17 protein-coding genes are annotated in these 20,589 nt (G+C 62.3%); 8 read left to right on the forward strand and 9 right to left on the reverse strand.

Annotated features, from left to right (window positions below; all coding sequences use genetic code 11):
• Position 1 precedes the first annotated feature (1 nt).
• Complete coding sequence (locus MTBSS4_RS04540) at positions 2-952, forward strand: O-methyltransferase (RefSeq protein WP_173982206.1); 951 nt, start codon at positions 2-4, stop codon at positions 950-952.
• A 19-nt stretch (positions 953-971) separates the two neighbouring features.
• Here MTBSS4_RS04540 and dndE read toward each other — a convergent pair whose 3' ends face one another.
• Genes dndE through dndB form a run of 4 tightly spaced genes read right to left on the reverse strand, consistent with a single transcriptional unit; the run spans position 972 to position 5,958 of the window.
• Positions 972-1,370 (reverse strand): DNA sulfur modification protein DndE, encoded by a 399-nt coding sequence (gene dndE, locus MTBSS4_RS04545; protein WP_173982207.1) that lies wholly within the window; start codon positions 1,368-1,370, stop codon positions 972-974.
• Complete coding sequence (dndD, locus tag MTBSS4_RS04550) at positions 1,360-3,351, reverse strand: DNA sulfur modification protein DndD (RefSeq protein WP_173982208.1); 1,992 nt, start codon at positions 3,349-3,351, stop codon at positions 1,360-1,362. The genes dndE and dndD overlap by 11 nt, the downstream gene beginning before the upstream one ends.
• Positions 3,333-4,874, reverse strand: a complete 1,542-nt coding sequence (gene dndC, locus MTBSS4_RS04555) for a DNA phosphorothioation system sulfurtransferase DndC (protein WP_173982209.1) — start codon at positions 4,872-4,874, stop codon at positions 3,333-3,335. Before dndC ends, dndD begins: the two co-directional genes overlap by 19 nt.
• Entirely contained in the window at positions 4,864-5,958 is a 1,095-nt protein-coding gene (gene dndB, locus MTBSS4_RS04560) for a DNA sulfur modification protein DndB (protein WP_173982210.1), read from the reverse strand. The genes dndC and dndB overlap by 11 nt, the downstream gene beginning before the upstream one ends.
• An 87-nt stretch (positions 5,959-6,045) precedes the next feature.
• Here dndB and dndA point away from each other — a divergent pair, with 87 nt between their 5' ends.
• Together dndA and MTBSS4_RS04570 are read left to right on the forward strand one after the other, a co-directional pair.
• Positions 6,046-7,182, forward strand: a complete 1,137-nt coding sequence (gene dndA / locus MTBSS4_RS04565) for a cysteine desulfurase DndA (protein ID WP_173982211.1) — start codon at positions 6,046-6,048, stop codon at positions 7,180-7,182.
• Positions 7,183-7,218: 36 nt separating this feature from the next.
• On the forward strand, positions 7,219-9,828 hold the full coding sequence (locus MTBSS4_RS04570; RefSeq protein WP_173982212.1) for a DNA phosphorothioation-associated putative methyltransferase: 2,610 nt from the start codon (positions 7,219-7,221) through the stop codon (positions 9,826-9,828).
• A gap of 181 nt (positions 9,829-10,009) precedes the next feature.
• Here the strand turns inward: MTBSS4_RS04570 and MTBSS4_RS04575 are convergent, their stop codons facing one another.
• Genes MTBSS4_RS04575 through MTBSS4_RS04585 form a run of 3 tightly spaced genes read right to left on the reverse strand, consistent with a single transcriptional unit; the run spans position 10,010 to position 13,285 of the window.
• On the reverse strand, positions 10,010-10,927 hold the full coding sequence (locus MTBSS4_RS04575) for a plasmid partitioning protein RepB C-terminal domain-containing protein (RefSeq protein ID WP_217425496.1): 918 nt from the start codon (positions 10,925-10,927) through the stop codon (positions 10,010-10,012).
• Positions 10,911-11,789, reverse strand: a complete 879-nt coding sequence (locus MTBSS4_RS04580; RefSeq protein ID WP_173982213.1) for a plasmid partitioning protein RepB C-terminal domain-containing protein — start codon at positions 11,787-11,789, stop codon at positions 10,911-10,913. The genes MTBSS4_RS04575 and MTBSS4_RS04580 overlap by 17 nt, the downstream gene beginning before the upstream one ends.
• Positions 11,786-13,285, reverse strand: a complete 1,500-nt coding sequence (locus MTBSS4_RS04585) for a recombinase family protein (protein ID WP_256367399.1) — start codon at positions 13,283-13,285, stop codon at positions 11,786-11,788. Before MTBSS4_RS04585 ends, MTBSS4_RS04580 begins: the two co-directional genes overlap by 4 nt.
• 208 nt (positions 13,286-13,493) lie before the next feature.
• Here MTBSS4_RS04585 and MTBSS4_RS04590 point away from each other — a divergent pair, with 208 nt between their 5' ends.
• From MTBSS4_RS04590 to MTBSS4_RS04610, 5 genes are all read left to right on the forward strand, one after another.
• Entirely contained in the window at positions 13,494-13,892 is a 399-nt protein-coding gene (locus tag MTBSS4_RS04590) for a hypothetical protein (RefSeq protein WP_173982215.1), read from the forward strand.
• Positions 13,893-14,061: 169 nt separating this feature from the next.
• Positions 14,062-15,954 (forward strand): ATP-binding protein, encoded by a 1,893-nt coding sequence (locus MTBSS4_RS04595; protein ID WP_217425497.1) that lies wholly within the window; start codon positions 14,062-14,064, stop codon positions 15,952-15,954.
• A gap of 623 nt (positions 15,955-16,577) precedes the next feature.
• Entirely contained in the window at positions 16,578-17,744 is a 1,167-nt protein-coding gene (locus tag MTBSS4_RS04600) for a toll/interleukin-1 receptor domain-containing protein (protein WP_173982216.1), read from the forward strand.
• Positions 17,741-18,367, forward strand: coding sequence for a hypothetical protein (locus MTBSS4_RS04605; RefSeq protein WP_173982217.1), 627 nt, complete (start codon positions 17,741-17,743; stop codon positions 18,365-18,367). Before MTBSS4_RS04600 ends, MTBSS4_RS04605 begins: the two co-directional genes overlap by 4 nt.
• Before the next feature lie 12 nt (positions 18,368-18,379).
• The gene (locus MTBSS4_RS04610; RefSeq protein ID WP_173982218.1) at positions 18,380-18,877 is read left to right on the forward strand and encodes a TIR domain-containing protein; all 498 of its coding nucleotides are present in this window, start codon (positions 18,380-18,382) and stop codon (positions 18,875-18,877) included.
• On the opposite strand, the gene MTBSS4_RS04615 is transcribed toward MTBSS4_RS04610, so the two are convergent.
• Positions 18,866-19,252 carry a hypothetical protein gene (locus tag MTBSS4_RS04615; RefSeq protein ID WP_173982219.1) on the reverse strand — a complete coding sequence of 129 codons (387 nt, stop codon included), beginning with the start codon at positions 19,250-19,252 and terminating at the stop codon, positions 18,866-18,868. The genes MTBSS4_RS04610 and MTBSS4_RS04615 overlap by 12 nt on opposite strands.
• Positions 19,249-20,568, reverse strand: a complete 1,320-nt coding sequence (locus tag MTBSS4_RS04620; protein ID WP_173982220.1) for a recombinase family protein — start codon at positions 20,566-20,568, stop codon at positions 19,249-19,251. Before MTBSS4_RS04620 ends, MTBSS4_RS04615 begins: the two co-directional genes overlap by 4 nt.
• Positions 20,569-20,589 lie beyond the last annotated feature (21 nt).

Here is a 20,589-nt window from a genome sequence, read left to right on the forward strand (position 1 = left end):
GATGGCGAAGAGCTACAGGAAAATTGATTATCGGATTCGCCCGGCGAAATATGCTGAGCGAAATATGCTATGCGCCGCCTTCCAGAAGATTCGATTCGGGAGCATCGAAAGCTACCAATATATTGGGATGGGCTCCGTCTACTTCAGTGACTTCATCCTATTCCATCGGGCCCTCGGAATAAGCAGGATGATAAGCATTGAGAAGGAAGAAGGAGACCAACAGCGCTTCCTGGACAACCTTCCCTTCTCGTTCATCGAGATGAACTGGGGAACGACAACAACCCAGCTTCCAAACATAGATTTGTCACTGCGCAGTATCGCATGGCTAGACTACGATGGACGCTTGTCGAGATCGGTATTGGACGATGTCCGCAGCTTCGTGTCCCGCGCATGCAGTGGCAGCATCCTCATCGTGTCTGTTCAGTGCAATCCAGAGGGCTTCTCTCCGACAGAGCCGACCAAAAATGTCCAGGCGATCCGCGATGAACTTGGCGATCCATACGTCGAGATTAACCTAACCGATGCGGACCTACTTGGCTGGGGCACGGCTAAGGTTTTCAGAAAAGCAATTATAAATCAAATTGAAGAAGCTCTCGCACTTCGGAACAGCATGAGGCCAGACCCCCAAAAAATGTTGTTCCGGCAGATTTTCAACTTCCACTATGAAGATGGCGCAAAGATGATGACTGTTGGGGTCGCCCTATTTGACCGGGGGCAGCAGAACATTTTTGACCAATGCGGCTTTGCAGAGCTTGATTTTACTCGTAACGACGAGGCGGCTTTCCGTATCGACGTTCCGAAGTTGACCAGCCGCGAGCTCAAAAAGCTGGAGAGCCAGATGCCGTTAAAGGCTGGTACCGCTATAGACTATGGCTCAATGCCTGAAAGCGATGCCCACCAGTTCGCCAAGGTCTATCGGTATCTACCCAACTTCGTCGCGACTGATTTTTGAAGCTCGCAGACGGCAGGATTTATGCTGCTCCTGTCGCCTGCTGAACTCCGGCAATGGCCGCGAACGAAGCGATGCTGCGAATGTTGCGGTCGGTTGCCAGATAACCGATGCCGCGGTGGAGATGCAAGCGGAACTGGGTGGACACCGTCTCGTCATCGGTGTCCAGACCGTCCCTGAGGCACCGCTGGCGGATCAGGGCCGTGAGTAGCTCAGCATAGCGGCCGCCGAACACGCGCCAGGACATTTCGACGTTGCTGTCCGCCGCGATCTTCACCGGCGGCGGCACGGTGGCTTCGGCCAGCGACACGCAGAGCGCCCAACGGCAAAGCACGTTCCAGTGTTCGATGCCGGTGTGACGCTTCAGGCGGATCAGCTGCTCGCGGGCCTGGTACGACAGCTTGACGTGCTCAATGGCCATGGCGCGCCTCCCCGCCGAAGTAGCCTTCGCGAATGGTGGTGGACGCCAAGGTATCGTCGAACTCGAGCTCGTAGCTCCGCCCGATCCATGGCTTCAGGTTGTCGTAATAGCGGCCGAAGATCTCCTCGTCGGTCGACAGCAGGATGACTTGATGGCTGGCCTTGGGGAAGTAGCGGGTCAGCAGCAGTTCCCGGTGGGTCGAGTCCAGTCGGCCCAGCGGCGTGTCGATGACCGTCGGCAACGGCCGCCGCGACGTCCGCGCCAAGCCCCACAGGATGGCGACCGACAGCAGCTGGCGCTCGCCTGCCGAGAGGCGCTCGGGCGGCAGCACGTTGCCATTCTTGTCGTTGAGGTCCAGGGCGAAGGTGTCCGGGTCGATGCGGACGGTTTTGACCAAGCTGTCCTTGCGCAGGAGCTGTTTCAGGCTGTCGAGCACCAGGGTCTCGATGCGCTCCACATGGCGGCGCACGATCTCGCCGCGGAACTTGGCCAGGGTGTTCCGAACCTTCTCCGAGTAGCTGATGACGCGCATGGTCTCGCCGACGGCAACCTGCTCCTCGGCCGTCTCACGCCGCAGGCGCTCCAACTCGCGGGCTCGGCGGTCAATGTCCCGGTTGAGGGCTTCTTCCTCGGTCTCGGCCTTGCGCAGGTCGTTTTCCAGGGAGGCGACCTCGGCTAGCAGGTGCTCCCGCTGGGCGACAACGGCGGCCAGCGCATCGGCGGTCGGAATGGCCGCCACCGCGGCGGCGGCGTCCTCCATGCGGGCCAGCGCCGCGGACTCCTCGTCCAGCAGGGCGACAAGGTCCTTCTCGGTGCGCGGCAGCACTTCGGCGCGCAGTTCGGTAAGGATGGCGCGCGCCTCGGGACTCAAGGCGAAGACCGGCTGGACATAGGAGTTCTCGCGCTCCTCGATGTCCTGCTGCAAGTACCGCCTCAGCTTGGTGATGGTCCTTTCGCCGGTGCCCCAGGAGCCGAGCCGGTCGAGGATGTCCTGGTCGCGCTCTTTCAGGATGGTGGCGGCATCACGCATCAGCAGGGCCTTGGCCTCATGGGCGTCGGCGGCGGCGACCTCGGCCAACAGATCCTGGACGAGCAGCAAGGGCGCCGGTCCGGCAGCAAATTCACGCAGGTTCTTGGTCACCTCGACATGCTTGGCGCTGGTCCGGCTTTGCGCGGCCTCGAGCTCCGCCCGGCGCTCATACAAGGCACCGCCCTCCTGGCGGTACTTCTCCTCGCACTCATGCAGGCGCTTGCGCGACTGGTCGAGCTTGGTTCGCAAGCGAGCCTGTCGCTGATGGGAGGCACGGCGTTCCTGCTCGACCTCGTAGAACTCGTTCTCGAGAGCCGTGATGCGCTCGCGGTCGGTGGCGTCCTTGGTCTCCGTCCGCTTCCGGCGCTCGAGCAGCACTAGGTCGGCCGACAGCTTCTCCACCAGGTCCAGGCCCAGGAGGTTGTAGACGGCGGTGGCGATCATCCGCGCCGACGATTGCGGGTCGGCGTAGCCTTCGATCTTTTCGCCGTCATACAGGAACAGCGGAGCGATGCGGGACGGCAGGAATTCCTCGACCTGCTCGGCCCAGTTCTCGGTCAGCAGCGGTTCGAGGCGGCCGTTGACTATGACCTCCAGGCGCTCGGTGCAGCCTTTGCCGGTCTTGGCCCAGGAACGGTGGATTTGGAAACGGTTCTCCCGGCCCTCGCGCATGTGCCGGAAGGACAGCTCGACCGCCGCCTCGGGGATGTCGGCGCCGCGGCTGATGGTCTGCAGCAGGTACTCGTCGTAGGACAGGTTCTTGCGGCCCGAGCACTTGGCATGCGGCCCGTACAGGCACAGCTGCAGGGCATCCAGGATGGTCGTCTTGCCCGCGCCGTTCAGGCCGCCGAACAGCACCACCGGCCGGTCCGGGCAGGTGGGGGTCAGCACCACGGATTGGCGCCCCAGATAGGTGCCGACGTTGTGGAGGGTCAGTTTGTCGAGGAGCATTCTTCAGCGTCCTGCACGTCGGTCATTTCGTCGGGAAATTCATCGAAGGTCGCGTCCAGCGGAAGCTCGCCATCCTTGGCGCGCCGACGGGATACCGCGTGCGCGAAGGCGTCCTCCTCGCTCTCAAAGAAGCCCCGGCGGATTGCGTCCTCGATTTCGCGGAAAATACCCGATCGCTTCACCATGACCCGGTGCTTGCGTTCAATGGAGAGCAACTCGCGCACCAGCTGGAAATGCAGCAAGTCATCCCCGCACACGTCCTTGAGCACGCCCACGTCTGCCTCCGTGAGCATCATGGCGTCATCGACCCGGCCGCCGGGGTAGGACTGGCCGGTCTCCTCGAAGTAGATGCGCGGCAGGCTGTCCTCGATCTCGTGCTTCTCGACCACCCAGATGCGCCGGATTTCTTCCAGCTCCTCGATGGTGATGAGCTCGATTTCCTGCATGCCGACCGGTGCTGCGTCACGGGCTTCGTTCTGGGCGCGCAGCAGCTCGCGCAGCCAGTCCTCGCGCACCGCCTGCAGGTATGGGCCGTGGACCAGCTGCTCCTTGCCCTCATGGTCGACGTAAAGCTGCAGGCGGCCGTTCATACGGCGGAAGTCGCGCTTGTCTCGGTCCGGCGCATCCAGCAGGTCGCGGAGGCGTAGCAGCGGCCGCATCCACTCCTTGTCGGAGTCGTTGACTATCATGGCCTGCATGGACCGGTCCTTCTCGACCAGGGTGCAGACCCAGCAACCGAACCGGCTGTCTCCGCAGCTGGGGGTCGAGCTGTCGATGACCAGCGGGCACTCACCATCAGGGGACGCGCCCTGGTACAGGTTCATCAGCTGCTTGTTGCTGACGCCCCATGGATTGGGTACCTGATTCAGGAACATCCAGACGTCGTCGTTCGTCCAGGTCTCGATGGGGCTGAAAATGTAGGCGCTGGGCAGAGACTCATTGGGACTGAGGCGACTGCGCACCCGGCGCGACTCTGCCCGGTTCATCACGCGGGCGCGGGCCTGACTTTCCGCCCTCCGGGTACCAAGCACAACGATGGCCTCGCCGTTCTCGCGTACCATGGTGCTGATGAACTTGTTGGACGGGGCAATTTTCAGCCGCTCGGTGCACCAGCGGAACTTGGGGCGCGGCGCCGGATAGCCACGGCCAATCAGGTTGACCCAGAAGGAGTTGGCAGGGTCCGGGGTCAGCCGATGGACCGAGATGGGCAGGCCGGACTTGTCCGCAGCCACGCGCATGGTGTCCAGCGACCGAAGCACCCAGGCGGCGACCACCGGGTTCTCGACCAGGGTGTCGGTGCTGATGACGTGGACCTGCTTCTTGCGCTTGTGCTCCGGCATGGCCGCCAGGGTCATCCACACCAGCTGCAGGGTGGCGGTCGAATCCTTGCCGCCGCTGTAACCCACGACCCAGGGAATTTCATCGCTCTCGTAGAGCTCGGCGATCTCGTCCATCAAGGCCGCGACGGCCTTCTTGAGCCCAACCTCGGCGAATGCCGATGCGGGCCTGTTTTCACCGAACATAATCGCCTCTCCTGAAACCGTCCTCGAGCCGCTGTTCCTCCGGCGAGAGCGGGAGCGACAGATGCTGCTTAATAGCGTTCGTAGTCAAGATGACATTCTGCTCGGCCTTGGACACCCGGCCACCAATCAGAGCCCGCCCCTCCCAAAGGGTCGAGTTCTTCCGGTGCCAATCGATAGTCTCCAAAACTTTAAGGCGGGACTGCCAATCGTCTGGGTGGAGATGCATGAGGCAGTTGCCCATACGGCCCAGGGCCTGGAGAACGACGGCATGGGAGTGGATGAAGTCCTCACGGACCTCACCGGCGGAGATCATGCCCTGCCGGACCATCTCCCATTCCTTCATGTGCTTGGCCACCTCTTCCCAGTAGTCGGCGGCCAGTTTGGCCCGCACCTCGGCCCCTTCGAGGTCCACATTGGTCAGCAGGGCGGCCGTGGCCATGTAGATGGCGCTCAGGGTGAACAGGCGGCGTGACCGCGGCGACAGGTTCGTCTTTTCCATTTCGACCACGTCGCGGAAGACCGGCGACCGGGCCACGACCAGCTTGGCCAGTTTGGCCTTATCGTCGCGGTGGTCGTAGAGCACCCCCAGCGACCGGGACGGTCGCAGCGCGTGCCGGTTCAGGTCGGCAAACATCTGCTGGCAGCGCTCGAGCCCAAGGTCAAGGAAGAACACGACAGCGATGCTCTCATCGGCGATGGCAGGTTTCTCGCGAATTGCCATCTCGATAGCAGCCCGCCGATGCTGACCGTCGTTGATGACGAAGCGGGCATTCATCGGGACCTTCAAGATGCCGATGCTGCTGGCGTCGCCGCTGGACCCCAAGGGCTCGAACTTCACCTCGGCGTCGATGGAAGCGGTGATGGCGGAGAAGACATAGTCGTCGGGATTGTCGTTGATGTAGCGCGCCATTTCCGGCAAGCGGGCCTTGTTCAATTGGCGCTGCGCCCTCAATTCGGGCACCATTTCCGCCTCGTTGAACAGGAAAACCTTCGGCAGCAGCCGCAACGGACACATGGAGACATAGTATTCCCGCCGGGCCTGAACGCCGCGGATAGCCGGGAACACATACTCGAAACCAGTCATGGCACGCCTTGGGTATTAGCGAAGCTGCCGGAACGTGCTATACCAGCACCATGTTTGTCAACTTGGAAACATACAGCGGTGTCCAACATGACCAACCCGACGTATTTGGATTGCAACGCGACGACACCGCTGGCCCCCGAGGTCCGCGAAGAGATGATGCGGTTCTTCGATGTCGAATTCGGTAACCCCGGCAGCCGCACCCATGCATACGGCACCCGGGCCAAGGTCGCGGTGAACGAGGCGCGGCGACACATCGCCAGGGTGGTCGATGCCCAGCCCGAGGATGTGATCTTCACCAGCGGAGCGACCGAGAGCAACAACATCGCCATCTTCGGCCTGGCGCATCATGGCCGGAAGAAGGGCTTAACCCACATCGTCACCACGCAGATTGAGCACAAGGCCGTCCTGGAGCCGTGCCAGCGCCTGGGCGAGGACGGGTTCGAGGTGACCGTGGTGGCGCCCAACGAGCAGGGCTGGGTCGAGCCTGCGGCCATCGCGGCGGCTATCCGGCCGGAGACCTTGCTGGTCTCCGTGATGCAGGTGAACAACGAGACCGGCGTGGTGCAGCCTGTCGCCCAGATCGCCGAGGCGCTGGCCTGGCACGCCTGCTATTTCCACGTCGATGCCGCCCAGGGCTTCGGCAAGGAACTGGATGGTTTACGCTCGCCCCGCATCGACTTGATCAGCATCAGCGGCCACAAGGTCTACGCGCCCAAGGGCGTTGGCGCCCTCATTATGAAGCGCCGCCGCGGCACCCGGCCACCTCTGCGCCCCATCATGGTCGGCGGCGGCCAGGAAGCTGGCCTGCGGTCGGGCACGCTCCCGGCGCCGCTTATCGCGGCCCTGGGCAAGGCGGCCGAGGTGGCGCTGCGCGACCATGGAGCGCGGCGCAAGGCGTGCGAGGAATTCAAGGCCCGCGCCCTGGCGGCCCTGGAGCCGTTCGACATCCAGTTGAACGGTGACCCGGCGCGCACGCTGCCCAGCACGCTGAACTTCTCCATCCCCGCCATCGACTCCGAGGCCCTGATGGTGGCGCTCAAGGAGGTGATTGCCGTCTCGAACGGCTCTGCCTGCACCTCCAACAGCTACGAACTGAGTCATGTACTGCTGGCCATGGGCCTGAGCGAGGAACGCGCCTCCGGCGCCCTACGCCTATCGTGGTGCCATATGACGCCCGAGCCCGACTGGAGTGCTGTTGCCGCGGGAATTCGCCAGATGCTTTGATGTTGTCGCCGCCGAGAGCATAGGGAGGCCGGGGGAATGGAGGCACCGGAGGTCCGCGCCAAGGGCAAAGTCGTCGGGCTGCGGCAGTACCTGCATGTCTCGGCGCTCGACCAGGCCGCCCCCGAGACCCAGGCGGCCGTGGCCAAGGCCGCGCAACGAGCCCGCCTTGCCGAAGGCGCCTACAACGTCGTGCGCCTGGACCTCCATGGCGGCTCACTTTCACTCCTCGACTACCCGGGCTTCTTCGATCAGCCATTTCCCGCGCTGGCCCGGTCCTGGAAGGTCGACACGGCCACCGGCCGGTTCACCTACCGCGACTACCGCGACTCTCAGAACCCGCCCATTTTGCACCGGAAGGAACTGTTCCTTCCTCCTGGACACCAGGAAGTCGAACGCTTCGCTAAACTGACCGCAGACATCGAGGGCCTGGGCCTGTTCGAGGACACCGTCAGGATCGGCTTCCGGCTACAGTGGGAGGCACTGCTACGGGAGCGCGGCTACCGGGTGGTTGACCACGACGTGGTGCCCGTCGGCAACGTGGAAGACGATGGCGATGAGGAGTTCGAGCCTGACGATGGCTTGCCGGTATTCCGCCACCTGACGGCGCTCTCCCGCCAGAGCCTGTCGGCGCCGGTGTCGGCGATGCTCCGGCTGGGGCTCATCGACACCACGACCACTATGTTCGACTATGGCTGCGGACGCGGCGACGACATCGCAGGACTGCGGTCGGCTGGTATCGCTGTGGCCGGTTGGGACCCGCATTACGCTCCCGGCAACCCCATTCACCGGGCACAGTTCGTCAACCTGGGCTTCGTCATCAACGTCATCGAGGACCCGGCCGAGCGACGGGAGGCGCTACAACGCGCCTATGAGCTTGCGGACGTTGCCCTCTGCGTCTCGGCCATGCTGGCCTCCGAAGACGAGGTGAAAGGCAAGCCCTACGCTGATGGCGTACTGACGCGCCGCAACACCTTCCAGAAATATTACAGCCAGGCAGAGCTTCGGCAGTACGTGGAGGGCACGCTGCGTACCGGCGCCATCGCCTTGGCGCCTGGTGTGTTCCTGGTGTTCAAGGACTCAGCCGCCGAGCAGCGGTTCCAAATCGGCAGGTCACGCACTCGCATCAGGTTCCTGAGGCCGCCCGTCCCGCGTCTGCCGCGACCGCCCAGGCCGCCGAAGGAGCCCAAGGTCCGGGTGCCGAAGATCAAGCTCGCACCGGCGCCGTGGCCGCCGAAAGAGCCGAAGCCACGCAAGCCCGATCCGTGGGAGCTTTGCCCGGCCAAGTTCGACCTGCTATGTCGCCGCTGGGCCGAGCTGGGCCGCGAACCGGCCCTGGACGAGTTCGACCACCACCAAGAACTGGAGACGGCTTTCGGCAGCCTCGGCCGGGCCATGAAAGCCGCCTGGGAACGGCTGGACCACGAGGCCATGGAAGCAGCCCGAGCCCAGCGCATCGAGGACATCCTGGTTTACCTGGCGCTGCAGCGGTTCACCCGCCGCAAGCCATACCGGCAGCTGGACATCACCCTACAGCGGGACGTCCGGGCCTTCTGGGGCGATTACGTCAGCGCGACCGCCGCCGCGGACGGGTTGATGGCCGAAGTGGCGGCGCCCGACGCCATTGCCCAGGCCGCCCAGCGGGCCGCCGAGAAGGGCCTGGGATGGCTCATAGAGGGCAAGTCACTCCAGCTGCACAGCTCGCTGGTGGGGCGCCTGCCTGCCGTCCTCAGGGTCTACGTGGGCTGCGCCGCGGTGCTCTATGGCGATGTCTCAATGGCCGACTTGGTGAAAATCCACCTGGCGTCCGGCAAGGTCACCATGATGCTGTGCGACGACTTCAGCGCACCACTCCCCAACGTCGTCGAGCGGGTGAAGGTCAACCTTCGAACCCAGGACGTCAGGGTCTTTACCTACGGACCGGAGACCGAGTTCGAGCCGGTCACCCTCTACCTCAAGACCCGGTTCATGAACGAGGAGATGCTGGGCTTCGCCGAGCAGGCCGAATTTGACCGGCGCATTGAGGACTTGGCCGAAGTCGATGAATTGTCCCGCGGCCCATCCGAGGTCGAGCTTGGTCAGGCGCTGCGGGAGGCTGGGCTAAAGATCGACGGCCATGCCATCGTCACCGACGACCAGCCTCCCGCCCTCGACGACCGCTGCGGCGCCCACCTGACCTATCGTGACCTCATTGTCTGCGGCGAGACAGCACTGCGTACCGGACTACCCAACCTTCCTCGGCAGCTCCATAGCTACCGCGCGCTACGCGAGCTCGCAGAAAACGTCCTTGATCCGGTCATCGACTGGTACGGTTCCGTCATCCTGACCTACGGCTTCTGCTCACAGGAACTAGCCAAACTTATCCCTGGGCGTATTGCGCCAAATCTGGACCAGCATGCCGCTCACGAGGTCAACCGCTTAGGCAGGCCCATCTGCCCGCGTCTAGGGGCTGCGTGCGACTTTCTTGTTCAGGACGAGGATATGCTCGAAGTGGCTAGGTGGGTCTCTGCGAATACTTCATATGATCGCCTCTACTACTACGGCAATGATCGCCCCATCCACGTAAGCTACGGCCCTGAGCGTAGTCGCGAAGTATTTGAGATGAGATCGACAAATGGGAGGCTCATTCCAAAGAAGATGACAATTTAAATCTGGTAAATGGCGTGACTTGGAAAAGTTGGACGTAAGGCTGTCCGGAGGCAAATAGCTCGGCCGACGTGGTGGGCTCCGTGCGGGTTCGCCGCCATCCCCACCCCGCCATTGATCCGTCCCTCGCGACGGCGTCTCCGGCGGTCCCCGCGCTTATCGGGTCCGGGTCCCCCATCAGGCGTCAGACCGCCGGTCCCGCCTGGTCAAGAGAGGCAGCGGCGATGATCGCCCGGAACTCCTCCAGGAATTCCGGGTGGTAGGTGGAAAGATAGCGCTCGATCTCGGAATTGCCGATCAGCTTCGAGAGGTAGCCGGTGGCGATCACCAGTTGGAGGACGTCGTCGCCATACGAGGCCTCGACGGCTTTGAAATCCCGCTGCAACGCCTCCATCTCGCGTTCCATCCGGGCCATCTGCTCGGCGGTGATCCCGCCCACCTGCTTCGGACGCTCAGGGTTGACCAGATCGTGCTGGCGGGTGGCGGCAAGAATGGCCTTGGCATAGCTCGATGAAAAATTCCCCGCCGCATTCATCAGTTCGGCCGCCTCGATCTGTCGGGCAGGCTTCATCCGCTTCAGTGTTTCGAATGTCTTGGTATTGATCGACTTGTCCTTCAGCAGGTCGATGACCTCGGGACAGATGCCCTCCAGAAGGCCGCGCCTGCGCTTGATCTGCTTGACGTCGACGTCGAGGGCCTTGGCGATCTTTTCCTCCGGGACGCCCCGCTCGATGGCACGGACGATCATGTAGTGCTCCTGGATGGTCGCCAGCCGGTTGATCCGCTTGTTGTAGGTATAGGATTCGTCGTCGTCGGAAACGAGGCAGCGGACTTCGCGTTCCCCCATGTCCATGAGCGCGGCAAGGCGGAGGTGCCCGTCCAGCAGCAGGTAGCGGCCGTCGCCGTCCTTGGGCCGTGCGACGACCAGCGGCTCGATGATGCCGATTTCCGCGATGGAGGTGGCGATCAGCTTGCATTTGACCGACTGCCTTTGGGCCGCCGTCACCTGATGCAGCGGTAGGATGACCTCCACCGGCAGGGTGACGAGGGCGGACTCGAATGCAGCTTTCACCATCTGCGGCACGTCAACCTCCGGCCCCACCCAGACGCTCCTGCAAGGGGCGCGGCATGGTATTCATCGATTCGGCCCGCAGCAGGGTGACGAAATGATCGTCGGCCAACAGGCGACGCAGGGCATTCACCACGAAGATCAACCGGCTCTGGATCAGCGCCGCCTTCTTGACCAGCAACTTCTGGCGCTCGGTTTCCTTGCGGTAGGCGCGAACCAGGGCGTCGGCGGTGACCTGTTTCCGTGACCGGTTGCCGCCGGTCATCTGCATGCGCTTGCCGCTGAGATTACGCTGCTCGATGATCCGTCGGATGGCCACCAGTTGATTGCCTGGTAGCGCCTTGGCCTCGTAGGCCTCGGCGAGCGCCTGCTGAACGTCGGCATCCTTCGCTTTGGCAATTTCCATGGCGATGCTGTAGGGCATCACCCCCCGCTCGATGGCGGCGAGGAGGCGCTTTTCGCCATGCTCCAGAAGATAGCAAAGGGCGTAGATGTACTCGCTGCTGAAATCGGTCTTGGCCGCGATGTCGCCGATGGAATAGCCGCGGTCCTTGAGCGAGCCGATCTCTCGCAGCAGTTCGAGCGGGGTGTGGTGGCGGCGCGCCAAGTTCTCCACCAGCGACATAACGAAGCAGTCATCCCTTGATGCCTGGATGACCACGGCGGGGATCTTGCTCTGGCCCAGCGCGACGAACGCCTCTAGCCGGCCCTGGCCACAGACCAGGTCATAGCCGGAGCCGTCCCCCCGCAGGCTGACGGTGATCGGCTTTTTCAGGCCGAGATGGGCGATGCTGGTGACCAGTTCCTGAAAGATTCGCTTGTTACGGACCCGCGGGTTCAGCACCTTGATGGAGTCGACCGCGATCATGTGGATCTGCTGGGCGTCTTCGCTCATGCGGCGCTCCTGATGCTGGCACGCGATGCCAGCCAGATGAAGTGGTCGATGGACTCGAAGCGGTAGGCATCCCAATAGATGCCATTGTCCTCCTTCAGGCGGACGGCCCCCGCGGTGACATCAACACGGGGCAGTAAGTAATAATCGAGGGGATGCTCGTTTTCAGCATCCATGCGGATGGCGACGGTGATGTCAGGCCGCAGGCCGGCGTCGAAGCGGATCTTCCAGCGCAGCGTTCCGCTCGCCATCGTCAGGCAGCGCACGATGACAATAGAGGCGGTGAACTCGTCGTTGATGGTGAGGAGGTCGGTCGCCGAATCACACTGGACACTGCCGCTGAGGCGCTCGATGTTGGCGATAACCCCGGCCAGGATGTCCGGGTACATGCGCCGGAGGGCACGGTTGGTCTCGATGTAGCGGTAATCCCGGCCGGGCGAATAGCCCACCATCTGGTAGGCCCGCAGCAGGCTGCCGAACCGGCTGCGGAAGGCCGAGCTCGATGGGAAATGCTCGGCCTCGTCGATGACCAGGCCGGAGAGATGGCCGCGCTCCTGCAGCAATCGCCGCAGCCCATCCAGCATCTCCTCATCGGAATAGTGAACCGCCCGCTGGCGGATGATCGCCTGGGCGGCCTCAAACAGGGGATGGTCGACGATGGGCTCGAAGGCGCCTTCGGCCCGTACCCACAAGTCGGGACAGTTCTTCACCCGCTTCTTCTTCAGTTTGAACGACATCCGGTTCCAGATGTTGTTGCCGATGTATTTCTCGTTGATCAGCACCTGATGGACCGTGCCGCGTGTCCACGGGCGGCCAAGGTCGGTGACGAGGCTGCGGCCGTTGAGCTGGGCGGCGATGTCGCCCTCGGACATCCCGTCCTCGACGAAGGCCCGGTACATCCATCGGACGATTTCCACCTCGTCGCCCGGCCCCGGGACCAACACGACGCGATCAGTCTGAATGCTCTTGTGCTCGCCACGCGTGAGTTCACCCTTGGCGGCGCCAGCCTGGTCGACCAGTTGGCGGCGCAGACCGTAGCCGGCCGGACCACCCTGCCGGTAGCCATGTTCGATCAGGCGGCATTGCCCGGCGAAGACCTTGACCGAGAGCTCACGGCTGTATTCGCCGGCCATCTTGCGCTTGAGCATCTTCTGGATGTCGGAGCCGAAGCTGCCATCATTCTCGAACGGCTCGGCGCAATACAGCACATCGATCCCAGCCCGCCTGCAGACAAATTCGTTGTGCGCGGCCTCGTCGGCGTCCTGGAACCGACCCCAACGGCTGATGTCATAGACCAGGATCAAGGAGAAGTCGGCCCGTCCCCCCTGCACGTCATCGAGCAGCCGCTTGAGGGCATCCCGGCCTTCAAGGTTGAGGCCGCTCTTGCCCTCATCTGCGTAGGTGCTGACGATATCGATGCCGCGCCGCGCGGCATACTGGCGGATGGCGTCCTCCTGGTTTTCCGTCGAGTACTGCTGATGCTCGGTCGACATCCGCACATACTGCGCGGCCCGTACCGCGACCGCGGGTGTTGCGCCGCGTTCCCCGGCACCGTGTCGGCCATAATTTTCCAACTCCCGAGATCCTTGGTCTGGCGGCCGATCTCCCGGCATCAAAATCGACCGCAGGTTACAGCACCCAATCTGGCCGGTTTACTTCCTATCGTCTGCGCTCCAACACCTTATCTTGACGCGGAGCGGCGGAAATATGTTGCCGAAAAAGGGCAAGGTTTTTCCTGGGGGCAATGTCCAGCAGGAAGGCACGGCGGAATATGCGACGATGATCGCCGCCGCCTTGCGGGAGCAGCTTGGAACCAGCCATCAGGGGATAAAGATCGCCATGCGCTGGACCGGCGCCGGTGAGCGAACCGTCAAGAACTGGTTCGCCGGCACCCACGGTCCCAGCGGGGAGCACCTGATCGCGCTGGCGCACCATTCGGACGCGGTCCTTGAGGCGTTTCTGGGCATGGCCGGCCGACCGAGCGCGGTGGCCACGACCAAGCTCGGCGAGGTCCGCGAGAGGCTCGTGGAGACGGTGGAATTTATCGACCGGCTGACGGCCAAGGACGATGCCGATGACAGAATATCCGGGCACGCTGGCCGCTAGGGCGAAAGCGGAGTGGACGGCTGCGCCCTTGACCGGCCGGAGGCCAGCGATGACAGTCCTATTGGGCCGTGATAGATGGAGGGCATGCTCGAGTTCCGGATGGGAAGCACCCTCTTGCATTTATTGGCTTGCGCTGCCAGATCGGGTGGAGTGAAGTCAAAGATGATATATGCTGTCCTTGGACAAAATGATGATGCGTTTAGCCGAAGACCTACTCCAGGAATTGTCATCACTCGATGAGTCTCATCGCATCGAGGCGAAGCGCTGTAGCCAGGTCGACCGCTCCGTTATGCAGAGTGTTTGTGCGTTCTCCAATGAACCTGGCCTGGGAGGAGGGCATTTGCTCTTGGGAGTCGTGCGCGACCCCATGGACCTTTTCGGCACCGCTTATGTGGTGGAAGGGATCGCCGATCCCGACAAGGTACAATCTGATCTGGTGAGCCAATGTGCCAGCGTGTTCAACCGCCCCATCCGGCCACGCGTTGCTGTTGAGCAGTTAAAAGGAAAGACGGTGATCGTCGTCTACGTGCCGGAGGCAAGCCCGACCGATAAACCGATCTATTTCCCGAATCTCGGTCTGCCGCGCGGCGCCTTCAGGCGCGTTGGCCCAACCGATCAGGAAGGGACTGAGGATGATCTGATCGCCTTGTATTCCGGCCACCAGACTGACACGTTGGATGCAGCCATCGTCACCGACTCCGACCTGAGCGATATTGACCCAGCCGCGATTGGCGAGTACCGGCAACTGCGGCGTTCGATCAATCCCGACGCCGAAGAACTTGCCTGGCCCGACGAAGACCTTCTTCGGTCCCTGGGCTGCGCGCGCCGCGACAAGGGTGAGTTGAAGCCTACGGTAGCCGGCATTCTGCTTTTTGGAACGGCGATGGCCCTCCGTCGCTGTTTCCCCATGATGCGCATCGACTACATTCGCGTTCCCGGTCGGCAATGGGTGGAAAATCCAGATCATCGCTTTGACACCCTAGAGATCCGGGTGCCGCTGTTCACCGCCATTCGGCGCGCCACAAATACCGTGCGGGACGAACTGTTCCAGTCCTTCTCGCTACCGGAAGGGGCTCTCGCCCGCGAAGACGAACCGGCGTTGCCACTGCGGGTGATCCGCGAAGCCATCGTAAACGCGGTGATGCACCGCAGCTACCGCATCCATGGTGCCATTCAGATCATCCGGTATGCCAACCGCCTGGAAATTCGCAATCCTGGACATTCGTTGAAGGCCGAAGAGCAGCTTGGCGAACCCGGCTCCGAAACCCGGAACCCCCGCCTTGCCGCCGTCCTGCACGAGGTGAACATCGCCGAAACCAAGGGAAGCGGCATCCGTGCTATGCGCGAGCTGATGATGGCGCACGGTCTATTACCGCCGACCTTCGAATCATCGCGGCGGCCGGACCAATTCGTCGCAACCTTCCTGTTCCATCATTTCCTTGGGCCAGACGATCTCGCCTGGCTTGGGCAACTGACGAACGAGGCCATCAACGATGAGGAGGCCCGCGCCCTGGTGTTTGTCCGCGAATTGGGCGCCATCGATAACGCGGCCTACCGGGCGATCAACCGCACTGACACGCTCAATGCCTCGAGCCACTTGCGGCGGTTGCGCGATCTGCAGTTGCTGGAGATGAAAGGGGGCGGCAGCCGAGCCTACTACGTCCCCGGCCCCCACTTCCATGAGGCAATGGTGCGCCCGCCGGCCCAGAGCGTTGGCAGGCGCGTCCCGGATAGTCACCAGGTCGCCGATAATAGTCACCAGGTCGGCCCAGATAGTCACCACCTCCTGGTGACGATTCCGGCCGACCTGCGGGAGCGCATTCCAGCCCAAGGCAGTAAGCCCCGCCGTGAGACATTGAGGATGCTAATTCAGGATCTGTGCCGCTGGCGATCCTTCAGCGCCCGTGAGATTGCGACCATCCTGGGAAGGCAGGATCCCAAGCCGCTGGTCAGGGACTATCTCAGCCCCATGGTCGCCGAAGGGCAGCTGCAGTACACCATTCCGGAAATGGAAAATCACCCAGACCAACGTTATGTCGTGTCACCTCCGGAACCGGAATGACGGGCTACCGGGGGGGGGCTGTAAGTGATTGATTCTACAGCGGAGAGGGTTGGTTGCGAGTCCCCCTTCCTACGCCATTCTCACAAGACAAACCGGCTCTACCGCTAAGACGCGGCCTTGGATATCCCAAGGTTCCGTGCAGTTTTCGCATGTCTATGTGCTGACATGAGTTTGCCGGGAATCTGCGGGCTTCTCTCTCTGTGGCGCCTTTTCTCTCCAGACCTGTTGACACGCTCCTCCGTATCAACAGGTCGGCAGCCCCCTGGAATTCAATAATACTTCAGGAATCGCTGCGCCGTGTAGTTTGGCGATTTTCGTGGAGAACCGAAGGTGTCCGGCGACGGAGTCCGTTCGCTGTATCAACGGTATCTCCGGCTTTGGGCTGGAATGGGAAGGGCCGGTCGGGAGGCTGGAAGCGGGCATTCGAATTGATAGCGCGTTACCGCTCCCACATAGCTGCACAAAGCTAGATCACCAGAGGGTTGAGCAAGTTCCGCAAGGGAAGGTGCGGCACTTGAGTCGATTAAAGATTGTTTTTTGTGGGAGTTGCATCGACAGACAGGGCTCGTGCTGCTAGCTTGGACGAATAAAGAGTTGGCCCTGCCTTCCGGTTGGAATTCTCCATGTCCGCTATCTACTATCTTGGATTTCTCGGACAGCCTGCTGACCACGTCGAAGCCAAGCTGCGTAAAACGCTTGGCCGCATGGTGGGAGAATTCGCCCTGACCCTCGGTGTCGAGGTCGGTTTGTCGGGGGCCGCATTCACCCCGAAGCCGGGTATGGCTGCAGCAGCCCTGTACTTTGGGTTTCCTGGGGCAAAGGACACGCCGGAGCTAACCCGGCTGGTGCGCCAGGAAGTTCCCATCATTCCTGTGGTGTCCGGCCTTACGCAATTCGGCGTAGAAACCCCGCCCGGCCTCCGTCATCTGAATGGTCTCGACTTGGACAGCCAAGATGAGGATTACACTGGCTTGGCGGCAGCCTTACTGGAATGCGTGGGGCTGCTGCCCCGTCGGCGACGGGTTTTCGTCAGCTATCGGCGCACGGAGTCGCGGATGGCCGCGGTGCAGCTGTTCGAGGAGTTGAGCGCGCGCAAGTTCGACGTATTCCTGGACACCCACGATGTCCTGGCTGGCAAGAAGTTCCAGGAGGAGCTGTGGCACCGGCTGTCGGACTCGGACGTGGTGGTGATGCTCCATACGCCAGACTACTTCACCAGCTCATGGACGGCCCAGGAATTTTTCCGGGCGCTGGGCAAGCGCATCAGCATCCTGCGCGTCGAATGGCCTGCGACGATGGTTGCACCGAAGGTCGCCATGGCTACCGCCACCGCCATGAAGCTGGCTGCCCACGATCTGACGATGACCGGCGAATTGTCCTCGGACGCCCTGACCGCCATCTGCTCCCAGGTTGAGTCGGTGCGAAGCAAAAGTATAGCGATCCGCCAATCGTACCTTGCTGGCTGGATCAAGAGCGAGGTCGAGGCCATCCAAGGTGTCGTGGAAGGGGTCGGCCCCCATCGCTCCACTGTTATCCGCCTCAGTGGCGGCACCAAGGTTCTGGCCTTCACCAGCCTGGGCATTCCCACCGCTGAATGCCTACATCAAGCCGCCATCAATTCGGAGGACGGCGTCAACGGCGCCCATGCGCTTGTATACGACACCAAGGGCTGCCCGCCACGGGTCCTTGAGCATCTCAAATGGCTGGGTGCCCATATCCCCGTTGTACGTTGCATCGCTGCCCACGAGCTTAACTGGGTGCTTCCTGATTGGGAGGCCCCCACGCAATGAACGCCATCTTTCTGTCGGCCAGCGTACCGGAGCCCGGTCGCGGGGACTACCATGAAACGGCCGATGTGACCTTGATCCAGTTCGCGGTCTCAGCGCTGGTGACCGTGGCCCTGGGGCGGCGCCTTATTGTGTGGGGCGGTCATCCCGGCATTACGCCCGTTATCCGTGCCGCCGCCGAGGATCTCGGCGTCGATTATTCCGCCTGGGTGAGGCTGTACCAGAGCCGCTACTTCGATGGGAAATTCCCGGATGACAACAAGGCGTTTGGGAACGTCACCTACACCGACGGCGTGGCTGACGACAAGGCGGCGAGCCTAGCTCTGATGCGCCGAGAGATGATCGGAGCCTACGACTACGGGGCCGCCGTGCTGATCGGCGGCATGGACGGCACGGAAGCCGAGGTGGAGATGTTTGCCGAACTCCATACGAAGGCCCCAATCATCAGTGTGGCCTCGACCGGCGGCGCCGCCCTGAAGGTCCACGAGAAGCTGCATACGCTCGATGACGCGACAGCCATGTCGCTGGACTACCTCGGCCTGTTCTACCGGAGCCTAAAAATCAATCCGCGGGACAAACGCTGCGACAGTAGCGTCGGGACCGGCGGCAGCTCTTCCACTTCCTGACTAGGATTTCCCATGGCCCGTCGATGCTTCTTCAGCTTTCACTATGTTCCCGACAACTGGCGCGCAAGCCAAGTCAGGCAAATTGGCGCAATCGAAGGCAATCAAGCCGTCTCCGATAATTCGTGGGAAACCATCAAGAAGGGCGGAGATACGGCCATCAAAAAATGGATTGCCGAGCAAATGGAACGGCGAACATGCGCGATTGTACTGGTTGGGTCAGATACGGCAAACCGAAAGTGGATAAACTATGAAATAATAAAGGCATGGGACGGCGGACTTGGGGTCGTTGGAATTAATATTCATGGACTAAAGAATTCAGATGGAAACATTGCAGAAAAGGGAAGCAATCCATTCGATTATGTAACGCACGGAAATTCAGGAAAAAAACTATCATCAATAGTAAAATGCTACAATCCTCAAGGGACTAATAGCAAAGATAGGTACGACTGGATTAAAGAGCATATTTCGAATGCAGTCGAGGAAGCCATCAAAATACGCTCAGAAAATTGATTCTCCGTCCAGGAACATCCGCCGCTGCTCCGCCCACTCCACCGGAAACGGCCCCAGCAGCGCTCGCACAGTCAGCTTTTCTGGCTGCCGCCCGGCGAGGATGGCCTCGACGATATCGGGGGCCAGCAGCGTCAGGCGGAGGACTCGGCTGGCAAAGGCACGATCGACCCGTTCGGCCTTGGCCAGTTCGTTGATGGAGGCGTGACGACCGGATTCCAGCAACTGCCGCCAGCGGAAGGCTCGCGCCAGCGACCGGACGATGGGGCTATCGACCGACACCCGCGTCTCGGGATTGTAGAGGCTACCATCGGGCAGAACGATGCGCTTGCGCCCGCCGATGCGGCGGAAGGTCATCGGCACGAACACCGTGGTCATGCCGCGGCCCTCCGTCCCTTGGCCGGTTTCAGTTCTCCGGCAAGCTGGGCCAGCCCCTCGGTGCGGAGTGCGATGTGGACGCCGTCGGTGGAGATATCGACGCGCTCGACCAGAAGCTGGACGATGCGGGTCTGCTCGGCGGGGAACAGTTCGTCCCACAGGGGATCAAGCTGGCCCAGAGCGGCGGCGACCTCCTTCTCCGTCATGGCCGCGCCCTCGGCGCGGACGCTTTTCCAGGTACGGGCCACCATCTCCGGGGTCCGCAACAGTGACCGCAATTGGTCGATCACCGCGTTCTCGACCTGGGCGGCGGGAACGCGGCCGACCGGGCAAGCGTCCGGGCCTTCCTTGATCACGTTGGTGGTGACGTAGTAGCGGTACAGCCGCCCGTTCTTGCGGGTGTGGCTGGGAGTCATGGCGCGGCCACCGGGGGCGAAGATCAGCCCCTTCAACAGGGCGGGCGTCTGCACCCGCGTGCGGTTGGCGCGGACACGGGGGGAGATTTCGGTGATGGAGCGGACCTTGTCCCACAGGGCCTGATCGATGATCGGCTGGTGCTCGCCGTCATAGGCCACGCCCTTGTGGACCGCCTTGCCGATATAGAGCGGATTGGCCAGCATCTTGTAGAGGCCGCCCTTGTCCAGTTTCTTGCCGCGGCGGGTGACGCCCTCGACGGCCAGTTCCCGCACCAGCATGGTGGCGGAGCCGAGGCGGACGAAACGTTCGAAGATCATGCGGACGGTAGCGGCTTCTTCCTCCACCACCAGCAGCTTGCGGTCGGCGCAGCGGTAACCGAAGGGCAACGGCCCGCCCATCCAGATTCCCTTGCGCCGCGATGCGGCCACCTTGTCGCGCACCCGTTCGCCGATCACCTCGCGCTCGAACTGGGCGAAGGACAGCAGGATGTTCAGCGTGAGGCGCCCCATGCTGGTGGTGGTGTTGAACGACTGGGTGATGCTGACGAAGGTGACGTCGTTGCGGTCGAACACCTCGACCAGCTTGGAGAAATCCATCAGCGAGCGCGAGAGACGGTCGATCTTGTAGACCACCACCACATCGACCAGCCCGGCCTCGATGTCGGCCAGCAGACGCCTCAGGCCGGGACGTTCCAGGGTGCCGCCGGAAAAGCCGCCATCGTCGTAATGGGTCGGCACCAGCACCCAGCCCTCGGCCTTCTGGCTGGCGACATAGGCTTCGCAGGATTCCCGCTGGGCATCGAGGCTGTTGAACTCCATCTCCAACCCCTCCTCGGTGGACTTGCGGGTGTAGACGGCGCAGCGCAGCTTGCGGATCGGCTTGGTTCCGGCGGTTCTCATGCCCCCTTCCTCCAGTTCTTC

This window comes from Magnetospirillum sp. SS-4 (assembly GCF_902729425.1).
In the GTDB taxonomy this organism is placed as follows: Bacteria; Pseudomonadota; Alphaproteobacteria; order Rhodospirillales; family Magnetospirillaceae; genus Phaeospirillum.